Origin of the sequence: Caldimonas sp. KR1-144, from assembly GCF_049446155.1 — a bacterium.
In the GTDB taxonomy this organism is placed as follows: domain Bacteria; phylum Pseudomonadota; class Gammaproteobacteria; order Burkholderiales; family Burkholderiaceae_C; genus Rivibacter.
Genome location: NZ_JBMSEE010000004.1, coordinates 327,988 through 344,528 on the forward strand (window position 1 = coordinate 327,988; position 16,541 = coordinate 344,528).

Consider the following 16,541-nt stretch of genomic DNA (forward strand, 5'->3'; position numbering starts at 1 on the left):
GAGGACCCGGCCATGAACCACTCTCTCAACGAGCAACTGCTCGCCCGCAAGGCCGCCGCCACGCCGCGCGGCGTCGGCGTGATGGCAGGCTTTTTCGCCGACCGCGCCGACGGCGCGCTGCTGTGGGACGTCGAGGGCACGCGCTACATCGACTTCGCCGGCGGCATCGCGGTGATGAACGTCGGCCACTGCCACCCCAAGATCATCGCGGCGGTCGACGCTCAGCTGCAGCGCTTCTCGCACACCTGCTACCAGGTCGTGCCCTACGAGAGCTACATCGCGCTGGCCGAGAAGCTCAACCGGCTCACGCCCGGCACCCACGCGAAGAAGACCGCCTTCTTCTCCACCGGCGCCGAGGCCGTCGAGAACGCCGTCAAGATCGCGCGCGCCTACACCAAGCGCTCGGGCGTGATCGCCTTCGGCGGCGCCTTCCACGGCCGCTCGATGTTCGCGGTCGCGCTGACCGGCAAGGTCGTGCCCTACAAGGTCGGATTCGGGCCCTTCCCGCCCGAGATCTACCACGCGCCCTTCCCGGCCGAAGGCGCTGACCTGGAGGACGTGAAGAAGGCCGTCTCGCACATCTTCAAGACCGAGATCGAGCCCAGCCGCGTCGCGGCGATCATCTTCGAGCCGGTGCAAGGCGAAGGCGGCTTCAACGTGATCTCGGCCGAGGCGCTGAAGTGGCTGCGCGCGCTGTGCGACGAGCACGGCATCGTGCTGATCGCCGACGAGGTGCAGACCGGCTTCGGCCGCACCGGCAAGCTCTTCGCGATGGAGCACTTCCTCGAGCGCACCGGCGCCGTGCCCGACCTGATGACGATCGCCAAGTCGCTCGCCGCCGGCGTGCCGCTGTCGGCCGTGACCGGCAAGGCCGAGATCATGGATGCGCCGGCGCCGGGCGGCCTGGGCGGTACCTATGCCGGCAATCCGCTGGCGATCGCCGCCGCGCATGCGGTGATCGACGTGATGAAGGACGAGCAGCTGCCCGAGCGCGGCGCCAAGCTCGGCGATCGGCTCAAGGCCAGGCTCGACGCATTGCGCACCGAGGTGCCGCAGATCGCCGACGTGCGCGGCCTGGGCGCGATGGTCGCGGTCGAGTTCAACACGGCCGACGGCGCCGCGCCCGATGCCGACTTCACCAAGCGCGTGCAGGCCAAGGCGCTCGAGCGCAAGCTCATCTTGCTGACCTGCGGCGTCAACGCCAACGTCGTGCGCTTCCTCTACCCGCTGTCGATCGACGAGGCGGTATTCGACGAGGCGCTGGGCATCCTGGTCGATTCGGTTCGCGCCGCGAAGAACGCATGACGCTCGATTCAGGCTACATCGAGGCCACGCGCGAGTCGCTGGCCAGCCAGGGCATCCACACGCTGCTGGTGCAGTTCACCGACTTGCACGGCGTCGCCAAGGGCAAGTTCGTGCCGCTCGGCCAGCTCGGCACCGTGCTCTCCGAAGGCGCGGGCTTCGCGGGTCCGTCGATCTGGGGCACCGGGCTCGCCCGCACCGGAGCGCGCAGCGAGTACTACGCGCGCGGCGACGCCCGCACGCTGCAGCCGCTGCCGTGGATGCCGGGGGTGGCGCGCATCGTCGGCGACGGCTTCGTCGCCGGCGAGCCCTTCGACGCCTGCCCGCGCCAGGTGCTGCGCCGCCAGACCGCACGGCTGGCCGAGCGCGGCTGGACGCTTGCCACCGGCATCGAGCCCGAGTTCTTCCTGCTCAAGCGGGAAGGCGCACGCTTCGTGCCCTTCGACGACGAAGACCGGCTCGACAAGCCCAGCTACGACCTCAAGAGCCTGCCGCGCCAGCTCGGCTTCCTGCAGGCGCTGCGCGCGGCGCTCGAGGCCTCGGGCCTGACGGTGCTGCAGATCGACCACGAGGACGCGCACGGCCAGTACGAGCTCAACTTCCTGCACGACGAGGCCTTGCGCAGCGCCGACCACCTGATGTTGTTCAAGCTCGCCGCGCATGCGCTGGCGGAGGAACGCGGCGCGGTGTTCTCGATGATGCCCAAGCCCTTCGCCAACCAGCCGGGCAGCGGGCTGCACTTCCACGTCTCGCTGTGGCACGACGGGCACGCGCTTTTCGAGGGCGCGGGCGGCATGCCGCTGTCGCCGCATGCGCAGCATTTCATCGCGGGCGTCTTGCACCACAGCGCCGCGCTCAGCGCGCTGGCCTCCCCCACCGTCAACAGCTACAAGCGTCTGGTGGTGGGCGAATCGCTCTCGGGCACGACCTGGGCGCCGGCCTTCGTGGCGCACGGGCCGAACAACCGCACGGCGCTGGTGCGCACGCTCAACGGCCGCTTCGAGTGGCGCACGCCGGACGCCGCGGCCAACCCCTATCTCGCGACGGCCGGCCTGATCGCGGCCGGCCTGGACGGCATCGATCGGCGCCTCGAGCTGCCGCCGGCCTGCAGCGACGACCTGTTCGTGATGGCGCCGGCCGAGATCGCGCGCCGCGGCATCGGCCTGCTGCCGCAGTCCCTCGGCGAAGCCGTCGACGCGCTGGAGGCCAGCGAGCTCATGCAGGCCGCGCTGGGCGAGACGCTGCACCGCGAGTTCGTGCGGCTCAAGCGCGCCGAGTGGATCGAGTACGCGCGCCACGTCAGCGACTGGGAACACCAGCGCTACGCGGCCACTTTCTGAGCCGGCGTGCCGCGCGTTCCCTTCGTCGCCTACCTGTGCCTGGCCGCCAGCATGTCGCTGGTGGGCAGTTATGTCGGCCTCTCGAAGCTGCTGGTCGCGGTGTTCCCGGTGTTCCTGCTGGCGTGGCTACGCTTCGGCATCGCGGCGGTCGCGATGGCGCACTGGGTGCGGCGCGCGCCGGGCGAGGCGCTTCTCTCGCCGCACGACCGCGTGCTGCTGTTCTGGGAGAGCTTCCTCGGCAACTTCCTGTTCTCGGTGTGCATGCTGTTCGGCGTGAAGCTCACGTCGGCGCTGGCCGCGGGCGTCACGATGGCGGCGATTCCGGCGGTGGTCGCTCTGCTGTCGCGCGCCTTCCTGAAGGAGCGCATCACGCGGCCGCAGGCCGCGGGCATCGCCTGCGCGGTGGCCGGCATTGCGCTGCTGGCGCTGGGCGGCGCCGGCCATGCGGGTGACGGCGCGGCAGCGGGCGGCAACAGCATGCTCGGCCAGGTCCTGCTGATCGGCGCCGTGGTCTGCGAGGCGAGCTACGTCGTGATCGGCAAGCGGCTCGCGGCCAACGTGTCGCCCAAGCGCATCAGCGCACTGGTCAACCTGTGGGGCCTGGCGCTGGTGACGCCGCTGGGCGTCTGGCAGGCCGGGTCGTTCGACTTCGCGGCCGTCACGCCGGCCACCTGGGGACTGCTGCTGTTCTATGCATTGGCCGCGAGCATGATCACCGTGTGGCTGTGGATGACCGGGCTGCGCCACGTGCCGGCGGCTTCGGCCGGGGTGTTCACGGTGATGCTGCCGGTGACCGCCGCCGCGATCGGCGTGGTTTTCCTCGGCGAGCGCTTCGGCAGCGCGCACGCGGTGGCTTTCGCGTTCGCGCTGGCGGGGGTGGTGCTGGCCACGCGGCCGGGGCGCCGCGTGGCCGAGGCCGGCGCTTAGCGGCTGCGCGAGCGCGCAGACGTCTTGGCGGCCGGCGCGGCACCACCGCCTTGCAGCCCTTCGGACATGCCGATCAGCACACCGCTGACCAGCGCCGAATAGCTTTCCAGCAGCGCCTGCGTGGCCTTGAGGCCAAGCGCGCGGCTCTCGCGCATCGCGTCGCGCGCCTGCGCCATGACCTCCTCCACCGTCGCGTTCGCCTGCCCGCCGACGGCCGTGCCCTTGAGCTTCATCGCCTCGAGCACCTGGCCCCAGGAGGCCTGCACCGGCGCACCGGCGGAGTCGGCCGCCTTGCTGACCGTGGCGAAGAACATGTCTTCCATCTTTTCCAGGTCGGCCAGCGCGCCCTTGAGCTGCTTTTCCTGCAGGTCGATGCCCTGGCCGACGAACTGCGCCAGCGCCTTGCGGTTGGCCTCCACCGCCTGCAAAAGCGCGCCGTCCATGCCGGCGAAGGCCTTGGCGAGCAGCGCCTCGGCGTCGACCGCGGCGTTCTGCGCGGCACCCATCGAGGCGGCTTCGGTCACCGTCTTGACGACGCCGCGGATGTTCTTGAGCGTGAGTTCGCGGCCCTGCAGCGCGCGCAGCGTCGCCTCGCCGACCGCCTTGCGCAAGGCCTCGCCCTGCTTGGCGGTGGCCTGCGAGAACATCTGGATCAGGGCTTCCTGGTCGATTCCCGACTTGCTCATGCGCGACTCCTTGCGTTGTGGATGGATTGGCATTGCCGCCACCCGCGAGGGTACGCGCGCCGCGCCAAAACGGCGAGCGCGAACGCGTCCGATCAGCCGGTCGAGGTTTCGGCCAGCACCTGGCGCAGCGCCTCGGCGGCTTGCTGCTGCAGCGCGCGCGGCGAGGCCTCGCGCTGGCGATGGTCGCTCCACAGCTGGCGCCAGCGGCGCGCGCCGGGCACGCCGTTCCACAGCCCCATGGCATGCCGCATGGCGCTCATCCACGGCGCGCCGGCGTCGTGCAGCTGCTGCAGATAGCCGATCCAGGCGTCTTCGGCCGCGGCGCGCGAGGCGGCCGTGGCGGGCGCTTCTGCACCGAAGAAGCGCCGGTCCCAGGCGCTCATCGACCACGGTTCGTGGTATGCGTGGCGGCCGACCATCACGCCATCGACGTGCCGCAGGTGCTCGTCGATCGCCGCGTCGTCGGCGACGCCGCCGTTGAGCACGATCGTGAAGTCGGGGAAGTCGCGCTTGAGGCGATAGACCGTCTCGTAGCGCAGCGGCGGGATCTCGCGGTTCTCCTTCGGCGACAGGCCCTTGAGCCAGGCATTGCGCGCATGCACGACGAACACGCGGCAGCCGCCCTCGGCGACGGTGCCGATGAAGTCGCGCACGAAGTCGTAGCTCTCGGTCTTGTCGATGCCGATGCGGTGCTTCACCGTGACCGGGATGCTCACCGCGTCGACCATGGCCTTGACGCCGTCGCGCACCAGCTCGGGCTCGGCCATCAGGCAGGCGCCGAACGCGCCGCGCTGCACGCGCTCGCTCGGGCAGCCGCAGTTGAGGTTGATCTCGTCGTAGCCCCAGTCCTCGCCGAGCTTGGCGCACACCGCCAGGTCGGCCGGCTCGCTGCCGCCCAGCTGCAGCGCGACTGGATGCTCGATCTCGCCGAAGTCCAGGTGACGCGGTCGGTCGCCGTGGATCAGCGCGCCGGTGGTCACCATCTCGGTGTACAGGCGGGTGTGGCGGCTCAGCAGGCGATGGAAATGGCGGCAGTGGCGGTCGGTCCAGTCCATCATCGGCGCGACGGACAGGCGCCACGGCGAATGCGCCGCCGGGGGCGTGAGGGTCATGGCCGAATTATCGGCGGGGCTGCGCGCGCGCCGCATGCGCAGGTCTTTTGCGCGCGGCTCAGTCCTCGGGCGGCGCGTCCAGCCCCGGGAACAGCACCTCGGTGAAACCGAACTTCGTGAAGTCGCGTACCCGCATCGGATAGAGCTTGCCGATCAGGTGATCGCACTCGTGCTGCACCACGCGGGCGTGAAAGCCCTCGGCGTCGCGGTCGATCGGCTCGCCCTGGGGGTCGAAGCCGGTGTAGCGGATCTTCGACCAGCGCGGCACCATCGCGCGCAGGCCGGGCACCGAGAGGCAGCCTTCCCAGCCCTCTTCCTCGTCTTCGGCCAGCGGCGTGATGGTCGGGTTGATCAGCACCGTGCGAGGCACCGCCGGCGCATCGGGGTAGCGCTCGTTCTTCGTGAAGCCGAAGATCACCACCTGCAGGTCGACACCGATCTGCGGAGCGGCGAGGCCGGCGCCGTGGGCGGCTTCCATGGTGTCGAACAGGTCCTGCACCAGGGCGTGAAGCACGGGGGTGTCGAAGGCTTCGACCGGCTTGGCGACGCGCAGCAAGCGTTCGTCGCCCATCTTGAGAATCTGGCGGATGGTCACGGCAATCTCTCGCGCGAGCCGGTGAAGAGGGCCCGCAGGAGCGGAGATTAGCCGCGACGGCCGTCGCACGCTCGCCCTGGCCTCGCGCGCGTGGTCCAGTCACTTCGTGCGTGGCACGTGCAGCACGCAGCAGGTGACGTAGGTGTCGTACCACTCGTCGGCATTCATCGGCGGGTACGGGTCCTGCGCCAGGTTCGCTGTCTTGGCCGGCAGGCTCGCCTTGCCCTCATCGCGGCGCCACAAATGGACTGAGACGTCGAACGCGTAGTCGCTCTGGCTGCTGCCGGTGACGTACAGGGCCACGGCCTGGTTCGCGTCGAGCCGCACCGGAAGGTCGTCGATCACCAGCGTGCGCGCACTGGACAGCCAACGCCGGTGATAGCGCTCGACGACCCAACCCCAGTCTTCCGTTCGCAGCGGGCACTGGATCACGCCGCCATGGCGACGACCGGGCGTCAAGGCCTCCAGCTCCAAGGCGCGAACCAACTGGATCATGAAGCGATCCTTCAGCGCGGCCTCTGCCTGGATGGTATGGACGCTTGCGCGCACCCGATCCATCAGGCTCTCGGCTTCAGTCAAGGCCTGCTGCAACTCGTCTTCGTCGAACTTGGCGGGTGCCTGGCTCATCGGTTCGAGTCGGTCGATCATGAGCGCACAGTTCCTCAGCAAGCCGTCATCCGCCTTCAGCTGCTTGCCCAGCGCGATCAGCTCCTTGATGTCGTCGAGGAAGTAGGCGGCCGCGGCGCCGTAGCCCTCGTTGCCGATCTTGTTCAGTTGCGCTTCGGTCAACAAGGCACTGGTCGCCTGGCCGCCGGAGGGCATCATGGCGCCGGTGGACGGTTGCGGTTGCGACGCACGGACGCGATCAAGGACCTGTTTGCGATTCAGCCGTTTCCTGCGCGGACCCGTCACCGGCCCTTCGATCCACCGCACCAGCTGATCCAGCGACCACGTCTGCAGCGTCTCGCGATCGGGCATGCCTTGCGCAGGCTGCATCGGATGGGCACCCGCCGTCGCCTGCCGCTGCGCGTCGGCGATGAGTGCCTGGGTCTGCTGCCGCTGGCCGTTGGCCATCCATTCGCGCCATTGCCTCAACGCAGCTCGGGTGCTGGCGGTGTTCGGTCCCAGGTCTGCGCCGGCATCGACCGCCGCGATGGTCTCGCGGATCAGCACCTCGTCCTCGAGCTGGTTCAGGTTCATGGCGAGCGTGAAAACCGTATGGGACACGTCTTCGGCCGCACAGCGCGGGTTCGCGGCCGCCGTCTTCAAGCCCTGGCGCACGGCCCAGTACTTGTTCCCCCACGGCAGGTTGATCCTCGCGTCGTTGTAGCAGCGCTCCAATGCCACGAACACATCGGTCCGCTTGGTGTCGATCAGGTGACCGGCGAAGTTGGACATCTCGGCGAGTTCGCTCGGCTGAGACGAGCAAAGCGCGACACGTCCGATGACGCTGATCGCCGTTTGATGGTCGGGCTCACACTTTGCCGTCGCATCGATGAGCCGCTTGAGGAGCAGGCGCAGTCGCGCCAGCTCCTTGCTTGCGGTGGGTGGTTGAACGACGAGCTGGTCGCGCAGCGCGCTACAGAAGGCATTGACGGTGAAGCTGCGGTTGATGTCCGGCAGCAAGATCCCCACGCTCTTCAGGCGCGCGATCATCGCGGCGATGCCCGACTTGTCGTCGCTGGGCAGCTTGTCGTCGAACTCGGCATCGACGGACTTCTCGATGTCCTCGATCTTGGCCTTGTAGCCGGCGCCATGCCGATTGAAGAAGGCCAGGCTCATCTGGATCGCGTAATCCCAATGCTCCTCGGGCACCTCCTTCAAGATGGCGAAGGTCTTCTGCACAAAGCTGTTTCGCTGGTCCTTGTTCTGAAACGTCGTCGAAGCCAGGGTCATCACGGACCGGCCCTTGGCCTGTCGCGTCGTATCCGAGGTTGCGGGCGTCTGCGTGAAGTCCCATTCCGGGAAATTGAGGATCGGCAACGCGAAGGTGATCCATCCATACATGCTGCGGTCCTTTCCCCGAGAGAGCTGATGCACGCCGTGCCGATGGCGGGCTGCCTCGGCAGTGTGCGCAGCCGCCGGATCAACCGCTTGACCTTCTCATGAGGAATCGCTGACCTTGTTCGGCCAGCACTCGGCAAGGTCCGCGCCGCCGGTCGCCGGACCGGCGCGGACTCGCTCATGGCGTGAGACCGGCGCTAGACGCGTTCGAGCAAAGCGCGCAAGCCTTGCTCGTCGATCACCATGACACCCAGCTCGCGCGCCTTGTCGAGCTTGCTGCCGGCTTCGGCGCCGGCCACGACGCAGTGCGTCTTCTTCGACACCGAGCCGGCCACCTTGCCGCCGGCCGCCTCGATCAGCTCCTTGGCTTCCTCGCGGCTGAGCGTCGGCAGCGTGCCGGTCAGCACGAAGGTCTGGCCGGCCAGGGGCTTGGGCGTGCGGTCGGCCTCGCCGTCGTGTTCGGCCCAGGTGATGCCGGCGGCGCGCAGCTGCTCGACGACCTCGCGGTTGTGCGGCTGGTCGAAGAAGGTGCGGATGCTCTGCGCGACGATCGGGCCGACGTCGGGCACCTCGAGCAGCTGCGCAATGCTTGCGTCGAGCACGCGGTCGAGCGATCCGAAATGGCGCGCGAGATCCTTGGCCGTGGCCTCGCCGACGTGGCGCACGCCGAGCGAATAGAGAAAGCGCGCCAGCGTCGTCTGCTTGCTCTTCTCCAGCCCCGCGATCAGGTTGACCGCGCTCTTTTCGCCCATGCGCTCCAGCTCCACAAGCTTGGCGACGCCGAGCTTGTAGAGCTCAGGCAGCGTGCGCACGATGCCGTGATCGACGAGTTGCTCGACCAGCTTGTCGCCCAGGCCCTCGATGTCCATCGCGCGGCGCTGCGCGAAATGCAGAATCGCCTGCTTGCGCTGCGCGGCGCAGAACAGGCCGCCGGTGCAGCGCCAGTCGGCCTCGCCTTCCTCGCGCACGATGTCGCTGCCGCACACCGGGCAGCGGCCCTTCAGGCGCTGGTAGAGATCGAACGGCGCGCTCACCTCGGCCGGCCGGCGCTCCAGCACCACGCCCACCACCTCGGGAATCACGTCGCCGGCGCGCCGCACGATCACCGTGTCGCCGATGCGCACGTCCTTGCGGCGCGTCTCGTCCTCGTTGTGCAGCGTCGCGTTGCTGACCGTGGTGCCGCCGACGAACACCGGCTCCAGCTTGGCCACCGGCGTGAGCTTGCCGGTGCGCCCGACCTGGATGTCGATGTCGCGCACCACCGTCATCTGCTCCTGCGCCGGGTACTTGTGCGCCACCGCCCAGCGCGGCTCGCGCGTCACGAAGCCCAGGCGTCTTTGCAGCGCGAGGTCGTCGACCTTGTAGACCACGCCGTCGATGTCGAACGGCAGCGCGTCGCGCCTGGCGCCGATCGCGCGGTGGTACTCGACCAGGCCGTCGGCGCCCTTCACGACCTGGCGCTCGCGATTGACCGGCAGGCCCATCGCTTCCAGCGCGTCCATCGTCTTCGAATGCGTGGCCGGCTGGTCCCAGCCCTGCACCTCGCCCAGACCGTAGGCGAAGAAGCTCAGTGGCCGCTTCGCCGCGATCGCCGGGTCCAGCTGGCGCACCGCGCCGGCCGCAGCGTTGCGCGGATTGACGAAGGTCTTCTCGTTCTTGTGGCCCTGCGCGATCAGTTCGCGCTGGCGCTCGTTGAGCACCTCGAAGTCGTCGCGCCGGATGTAGACCTCGCCGCGCACCTCGAGCACCGGCGCGTCGCAGCCCGCAAGCCGCAGCGGGATCTGGTTGACCGTGCGGAGGTTCTGCGTCACATCCTCGCCGGTCTCGCCGTCGCCGCGCGTCGCGGCCTGCACCAGCACGCCGTGCTCGTAGCGCAGGTTGATCGCCAGGCCGTCGAACTTGAGTTCGCAGGCGTAGGCGATCGGCGGCGCGTCGGCCGCCAGGCCCAGCTCGCGGCGCACGCGCGCGTCGAACGCCACGGCACCCGAGTCCTCGGTGTCGGTCTCGGTACGGATGCTGAGCATCGGCACCGCGTGGCGCACCGGTGTGAAGCCGTCGAGCACGCGGCCCAGGACGCGCTGCGTCGGTGAATCGGGCGTGCGCAGCTCGGGATGGGCCTCCTCGATCGCCTGCAGTTCCTGGAACAGGCGGTCGTACTCGGCGTCCGGGATCTCCGGCTCGTCGAGCACGTAGTAGCGGTGGGCATGGTGGTGCAGCGCAGCACGCAGTTCGGCGGCGCGCTCGGCGGGCGATCGGTCGTCTTGTCGTGACATGCGCGGATTCTCGGTCAGTGCACAGGTCTTCTCGGGCATGGGATAGTCGCGCGGCCTTCAGCGGGCCGTTGAGCAACAGGAGCGAGCGCAGCATGGACGACGACGATTTCGACCTCATCACGCTCGGCGCCGGCTCGGGCGGCGTGGCGGCGTCGCGCCGCGCGGCAGCCCACGGCGCGCGCGTCGCGATCATCGAGGCCGGGCGCGTCGGCGGCACCTGCGTGCTGCGCGGCTGCGTGCCCAAGAAGCTGCTGATGTACGCGGCGCAGTACGGCGACGCGCTTCGCGAGGCCAGCGGGTACGGCTGGGTCACGGGCGACGCGGCGGGTTTCGAGATGGCGCGCTGGCAGGCCGCCAAGACCGCCGAGACCGCGCGGCTGGAACAGATCTACCGCGACCTGCTGGCCGCAAGCGGCGTGACGCTGATCGAAGGCCGCGCCCGGCTCGCGGGGCCGGGCGTGGTCGAGGTCGGCGGCCGGCGCCTGCGTGCAAAGCAGGTGCTGATCGCCACCGGCAGCGCGCCGGTGCGCGACAGCATCCCGGGCATCGAAGCCTGCGCGACCTCGGACGACCTGCTCGACCTGCAATCGTTGCCTGGTCACGCGGCCGTGGTGGGCGGCGGCTACATCGCGCTCGAGTTCGCGAGCATGCTGTCGCGCCTGGGCGTGCAGGTGAGCCTGTTCTATCGCGACCGCCTGCCGCTGCGCGGCTTCGATGAAGACCTTCGCCAGCGCGCCGCCGCCGCGCTGCAGGCCGCGGGCATTGATCTTCACCCGCGCTGCGCGCCGGTGCGCGTTGCGCGTGCGGGCGACGCCTTCTTGCTGATCGCGCCGGACGAGCGCGTGCGCGAGTTCCCGTTCGTGCTCAACGCCACCGGCCGGCGAGCCAACACGCACGACCTCGGGCTGGAGACGGTGGGCGTGATGGCCGATGCCTTCGGCGCGTTGCCGGTCGACGCCCATCTGCGTACCGCGGCGCCCGGCGTGTTCGCGATAGGCGACGTCACCAACCGCCGCAACCTCACGCCGGTGGCGATCGCCGAGGGCCGTGCGCTGGCCGACACGCTGTTCGGCGGGCAGGACCGGCGCATCGACCTCGAGCACGTCGCCAGCGCCGTCTTCATGCTGCCGCCGATCGGCACGATCGGCCCCGGCGAGAGCGAGCTGGTCGCTCGGGGCCGTTCGCTGCGCGTGTTCGAGGCCGACTTCCGCCCGATGCGCCAGACCTTCTTCGGCGGCCAGGAACGCAGCTACATGAAGCTTCTGGTCGACGCGGCCGACGACCGCGTGCTCGCGGTCCACATGCTCGGCGCCGACGCGCCGGAGATCGTGCAAAGCCTCGCGGTCGCGCTGAGCGCCGGCGCCACCAAGGCCGACTTCGACCGCACGATGGCCGTGCATCCGACGGCGGCGGAGGAGTTCGTGCTGATGAGGGAGCCGTCGCGCCGCGTCGGGCCTGGTCTCAGCTGAACAGCCGCCTTGCGGCTGCCGAACCGGCAGCCAGCTCGCGCGCGGCGAGCGCCGCGTACAGCTGCTCCAGCGCCTGCCCCACCGCCGGGAACGCCTGCGGGCTGAACGGCTGGCCCTGGTCGTCGAACAGCGCGGCGTCCAGCGCCAGCGCGAGCGCCTCGCCGGCGGCACACCAGGCGGCGAACGGGTTCTGTTCGGCCGGCGTCTGCGGCACGTCGAAGGCCAGCGTCAACTCGCGCACCGCGCTGCGGCTGGGGTCTTCGGCCAGCGCGGCCTGCGCGTCGAACGACAAGGTCAGCACCGGCGGCGCGCCCTCCTCGCTGCCGGGCAGCACCAGCCGGCCCGGCAGCGCGCCCGGCACGAAGCCGTGGCGCGCGGCGTGCTGCTGCACATAGCCCGGGCTCCAGGCCGCGCCGCGGCTCACCAGGCGCAGCGCGAGCTGCGCGTCGTGCTGGCCGGCAAAGGCGTCGAGCTCGCGCGCGCGGGCCACCGCCTGCAGCATGTCCTCGCCGATCTCGCTGCGCGCCTGCAGGCTTTCGGCGAAGGCCTCGACCTTCTGCACGAACTCCGAGTACTCGATCTCGTTCATCGCGCCGCCGCGGTTGGCCAGTTGCAGCCCGGCCTGGAACTCGCGGTACACGGCGCCGGGGCGCGGCGCCTCCCAGTCGCCGGAGGCGCTGTTGCGGCCTTCGATCAGCAGCGGTTTGGTGCCAGCGCGGCGCGTGGCCGGCAGGTGCGCGATGACCTGCTCGCCGCTGGCCGGCGATTCCGGATGCAGCAGCGCGATGACGTCGATCAGCGCATCGAGCCGCGGGCCGGCGTGACGCCGGCCCGCCAGGGTTGCGCGCGGCAGCGCCGGCTCCTCGTCGGACAACGTCATCAGCGCCGCGGGCGCGGTTTCGGCCGTGTCGTCGTCGGCAAGCAAGGAGGGCTCGAGCCGCTCGGTCGGCTCGGTGTTCGGCTCCACGGGCGGCGGCATGACCTCGTCTTGCGCGCGCTTGACCTCGCTGCGTCGCGACTGCCAGGCGCCGTGCGCCACCACGCCCGCGAGCGTGAGCCCGCCAAGCACCGCGAGCCACAACTGAAGACTGCTCATCGGCGCGGCTCCTTGCGGCGGCTCAGGCGGCGCCGGGCCGCTCCCAAGCCGACTGCGCCCCCTCGAGGGGCAGCGAACGAAGGGAGCGTGGGGGCCGACATCTCAGGCCGCCTGCGCCATCGAGACGGCGGCGTCCATGTCGACCGCGACGATGCGCGAGACGCCCTGTTCCTGCATCGTCACGCCGATCAGCTGCTTGGCCATCTCCATCGCGATCTTGTTGTGCGAGATGAAGAGGAACTGCGTGCCTTCGCTCATCTTGGTGACCAGGCGCGCATAGCGCTCGGTGTTGGCGTCGTCGAGCGGCGCGTCCACTTCGTCGAGCAGGCAGAACGGCGCCGGGTTGAGCTGGAAGATCGCGAACACCAGCGCGATCGCGGTGAGCGCCTTCTCGCCGCCCGACAGCAGGTGGATCGTGCTGTTCTTCTTGCCTGGCGGCTGGGCCATCACCTGCACGCCGGCGTCGAGGATCTCGTCGCCCGTCATCACGAGCTTGGCCTGGCCGCCGCCGAAGAGGCTGGGGAACATCTGGCCGAAGTGCGTGTTGACGGTCTCGAAGGTGGCCTTGAGCAGGTCGCGGGTTTGGAGATCGATCTTGTGGATCGCGTTCTCGAGCGTGTGGATCGCATCGTTGAGGTCGGCGTTCTGCGCGTCGAGGAAGGTCTTGCGCTCGCGCGCGGCGGTGAGCTCGTCGAGCGCGGCGAGGTTGACCGCGCCCAGCGCCGCGATCTCGCGGTTGATGCGGTCGATCTCGGTCTGCAGGCCGTAGAGCTTGACGCCGCCTTCCTCGATGCCCTTGGCGAGCGCTTCGAGGTCGACCTCGGCGGCCGTGAGCTGCTCCATGTACTGCGCGCCGCCGAGCGACGCGGCCTGCTGCTCGAGCTGCAGCTTGGTGATCTGCTCGCGCAGCGGATCGAGGCTGCGCTCGAAGGCCAGGCGCTGCTCGTCGGCCGCGCGCAGCTGCGCGGAGAGCTCGTCGTAGCGGCTGCGCTGCGCGGCCAGGGCCTGCTCGCGCTCCATCTTGAGCGCCAGGGCTTCCTGCAGACCGGCCTGCGCGGCGGCATCGGTCAGCACGGTGAGCTCCTCGCGCACCTGGGCCTCGCTTTGCGCATTGGCCTGGACCTGTTGCGCGGCGGTCTCGATGCCGCGCTGCAGCTCGCCGCGGCGCGCCGCCAGCGCGCGCGCCTGGAACTGCGCCTCCTGCGCCTGGCGTTCGAGCGAGCGCAGCTGCTCGCGCGCGTCGGCCAGCTTGCGCTCGGCGGCGATCACGGCTTCTTCCAGCTCGGCGTGGCGCTCCTGCTCGTTGGCGAGCTGGATGTCCAGCTCCTCGAAGCGCGCCTCGCCGGTCATGCGGCGTTCCTGCAGGCCTTCGAGCTGGGCGTCGATCTCGGCGAGCTCTTCCTCGATCTGGCCGCGACGCGCGCTGGCGGCTTCGGACTGCTGCGCCAGCCGCAGCGTCTCGACCTGCAGCTGGTGCGTGCGGGTCTGGCCTTCGGCGGCCTCGCGGCGCGCGCTCACCAGGCGCTGCGCGGCGTCGGTGTAGGCGGCCTCGGCGCGAACCAGCGCACTGCGCGACTCCTCGACCAGCAGCGACTGCGCGCGCACCTGCTTTTCCAGGTTCTCGATCTCCTGCGCGCGCGCCAGCATGCCGGCCTGCTCGGAGTCGGGTGCGTAGAACGACACCGCGAACTGGCTGACCGCGTGGCCGGCCGGCGTCATGATCACTTCGCCGTGCGTGAGCTTGGTGCGGTTGGCCAGCGCCTCGTCTAGCGTGGCCGCGGTGTAGACGCCTTCGAGCCAGTCGTTGAGCAGCGCCTTCAGGCCGGCGTCGTTCAGGCGCAGCAGGTCGGTGAGCTTGGGCAGCGTCGCGTGCGTGTTGGCAATCGCGGCATGCGGCGGCGTGTAGAAGGCCAGGCGCGCCGGCGGCGGATCGCCCTCGAAGGCCCGCACGATCTCGCTGCGGCCCACTTCCAGCGCGTTCATGCGCTCGCGCAAGGCGGCTTCGAGCGCGGGTTCCCAGCCGGCTTCGATGTGCAGCTTGGTCCACAGGCCGGCCAGGCCGTCGAGGCCGTGCTTGGCCAGCCAGGGGCGCAGCTTGCCTTCGGTCTGCACCTTCTCCTGCAGCGCGCGCAGCGCGTCGAGGCGCGCGCTCAGGTCGGCCTGCTTGGCGGCCTCGCCGTTGGCGCGCTCCTGGGCCGCGCGGCGCGCGTCGTCGAGCTGCGGCACGCCCTCGGTCAGCTCGTGCAGGCGCTCGTCGGCGATGGCTTGCGCCTCTTCGGCCGCCGCGAGCTGCTCGCGAAGCGTGGCCAGCCGTGCCTCGTCGGGCGCGGCGAGACCCGAACGCTCGCCCGCCAGCCGCTCGCGCCGCTGGTTCAGCGAGCGGCCCTGCTCGTCGATGTTGCGCGACTCGGCGGCCAGCAGCTGGATCTGCTGCTGCACCTCGCCGGCCTTGCCGCGCTGCTGGTCGGCGCGACCGCGCGCGGCCTGCAACGCCTCTTCGGCGTTGGGCAGGTTGGCCGACTGCTCCTCGGCCTGCGCGGCCAGGATCTCGGACTGTTCCTCCGCCGCGGCGATCTGCTCGGCGATGCTCTCCAGCTCGATCTGGGCCTCTTCCTGGCGCGTGCTCCAGCTCGCGTTCTGCGCGGCCAGTTCGGCCAGGCGCGCTTCGAGGCGCTGGCGGCCTTCGACCACGTAGCGGATGCGCTCCTCGAGGCGACTCACTTCGAGCGCGGCCTCGGCCAGCGAGCCCTGCGCAGTGTGCAGCTCGTCGCTTGCCGTGTAGTGCGACTGGCGCACCTCTTCCAGTTGCGCCTCGACGTGGCGCAGCTCGGCCAGGCGCGACTCGAGCGCGTTGGTGGCTTCGAGCACGGCCTGCTTGACGCGCGTTTCCTCGGCGGCCGCATCGCGGTGCTTCAGGAACCACAGCTGGTGCAGCTTAGTCGTGCCGGCTTCCTGCAGGCTACGGTACTGCGCGGCCACCTCGGCCTGCTTCTCGAGCTTGTCGAGGTTGTTGTTGAGCTCGCGCAGGATGTCTTCGACGCGCGTGAGGTTCTCGCGCGTGTCCTTGAGCCGGTTCTCGGTCTCGCGGCGGCGTTCCTTGTACTTGGACACGCCGGCGGCTTCTTCGAGAAAGAGGCGCAGCTCCTCGGGCTTGGATTCGATGATGCGCGAGATCGTGCCCTGGCCGATGATCGCGTAGGCGCGCGGGCCCAGGCCGGTGCCGAGGAACACGTCCTGCACGTCGCGCCGGCGCACCGGCTGGTTGTTGATGTAGTAGCTGCTCGTGCCGTCGCGCGTCAGCACGCGCTTGACGGCGATCTCGCTGAACTGGTTCCACTGGCCGCCGGCGCGCGCCAGCGAGTTGTCGAACACGAGCTCGACGCTGGCACGGCTGGCCGGCTTGCGGTTGCCCGAGCCGTTGAAGATCACGTCCTGCATCGACTCGCCGCGCAGCTCGCTGGCCTTGCTCTCGCCGAGGACCCAGCGCACGGCGTCCATGATGTTGGACTTGCCGCAGCCGTTCGGGCCGACGACGCCGACCAACTGGCCGGGCAACTGGAAGTGCGTGGGTTCGGCGAACGATTTGAAGCCGGACAGCTTGATCGAGTTCAGGCGCATGAGCGGGGTCGCCGGCGGCAGTGCGGAAGATATCGGGTACGCATCCTCGGTCTGCCGCTAAGTCGTTGATTTGCTTGGGAAATCCGCTCGCGATGCGGGCGGGAAAGCGGCGCGGATGA

General features: G+C 70.0%; 11 protein-coding genes. 4 read left to right on the forward strand and 7 right to left on the reverse strand.

The window, feature by feature from the left end:
* The first annotated feature begins 12 nt into the window (after positions 1–12).
* From gabT to ACO2TI_RS12050, 3 genes are read left to right on the forward strand one after another with little or no spacing between them, the layout of a single operon-like run.
* Positions 13–1,305 carry a 4-aminobutyrate--2-oxoglutarate transaminase gene (gabT, locus tag ACO2TI_RS12040; protein ID WP_423284609.1) on the forward strand — a complete coding sequence of 431 codons (1,293 nt, stop codon included), beginning with the start codon at positions 13–15 and terminating at the stop codon, positions 1,303–1,305.
* Complete coding sequence (glnT, locus tag ACO2TI_RS12045; RefSeq protein ID WP_423284611.1) at positions 1,302–2,642, forward strand: type III glutamate--ammonia ligase; 1,341 nt, start codon at positions 1,302–1,304, stop codon at positions 2,640–2,642. The genes gabT and glnT overlap by 4 nt, the downstream gene beginning before the upstream one ends.
* A 6-nt stretch (positions 2,643–2,648) precedes the next feature.
* The gene (locus tag ACO2TI_RS12050) at positions 2,649–3,569 is read left to right on the forward strand and encodes a DMT family transporter (protein WP_423284612.1); all 921 of its coding nucleotides are present in this window, start codon (positions 2,649–2,651) and stop codon (positions 3,567–3,569) included.
* Here ACO2TI_RS12050 and ACO2TI_RS12055 read toward each other — a convergent pair.
* The 5 genes from ACO2TI_RS12055 to ligA all read right to left on the reverse strand — a co-directional run bounded on the left by ACO2TI_RS12055 (position 3,566) and on the right by ligA (position 10,239).
* Positions 3,566–4,255 carry a DUF6781 family protein gene (locus ACO2TI_RS12055; protein ID WP_423284614.1) on the reverse strand — a complete coding sequence of 230 codons (690 nt, stop codon included), beginning with the start codon at positions 4,253–4,255 and terminating at the stop codon, positions 3,566–3,568. The genes ACO2TI_RS12050 and ACO2TI_RS12055 overlap by 4 nt on opposite strands.
* Positions 4,256–4,347: 92 nt before the next feature.
* The gene (dusA, locus tag ACO2TI_RS12060; protein WP_423284617.1) at positions 4,348–5,367 is read right to left on the reverse strand and encodes a tRNA dihydrouridine(20/20a) synthase DusA; all 1,020 of its coding nucleotides are present in this window, start codon (positions 5,365–5,367) and stop codon (positions 4,348–4,350) included.
* A gap of 58 nt (positions 5,368–5,425) precedes the next feature.
* Positions 5,426–5,962, reverse strand: a complete 537-nt coding sequence (gene def / locus ACO2TI_RS12065; protein WP_423284618.1) for a peptide deformylase — start codon at positions 5,960–5,962, stop codon at positions 5,426–5,428.
* A gap of 99 nt (positions 5,963–6,061) precedes the next feature.
* Positions 6,062–7,969, reverse strand: coding sequence for a hypothetical protein (locus ACO2TI_RS12070; protein WP_423284620.1), 1,908 nt, complete (start codon positions 7,967–7,969; stop codon positions 6,062–6,064).
* 194 nt (positions 7,970–8,163) lie between these two features.
* Positions 8,164–10,239: an NAD-dependent DNA ligase LigA gene (ligA, locus tag ACO2TI_RS12075; protein WP_423284622.1), complete on the reverse strand. Its 2,076-nt coding sequence runs from the start codon at positions 10,237–10,239 to the stop codon at positions 8,164–8,166.
* 92 nt (positions 10,240–10,331) lie between these two features.
* On the opposite strand from ligA, the gene gorA reads away from it, so the two are divergent.
* The gene (gene gorA, locus ACO2TI_RS12080) at positions 10,332–11,708 is read left to right on the forward strand and encodes a glutathione-disulfide reductase (protein ID WP_423284624.1); all 1,377 of its coding nucleotides are present in this window, start codon (positions 10,332–10,334) and stop codon (positions 11,706–11,708) included.
* On the opposite strand, the gene ACO2TI_RS12085 is transcribed toward gorA, so the two are convergent.
* Together ACO2TI_RS12085 and smc are read right to left on the reverse strand one after the other, a co-directional pair.
* Entirely contained in the window at positions 11,701–12,804 is a 1,104-nt protein-coding gene (locus ACO2TI_RS12085) for a cell division protein FtsZ (protein ID WP_423284625.1), read from the reverse strand. The genes gorA and ACO2TI_RS12085 overlap by 8 nt on opposite strands.
* Before the next feature lie 102 nt (positions 12,805–12,906).
* Complete coding sequence (gene smc, locus ACO2TI_RS12090; protein WP_423284626.1) at positions 12,907–16,422, reverse strand: chromosome segregation protein SMC; 3,516 nt, start codon at positions 16,420–16,422, stop codon at positions 12,907–12,909.
* Positions 16,423–16,541: the final 119 nt, after the last annotated feature.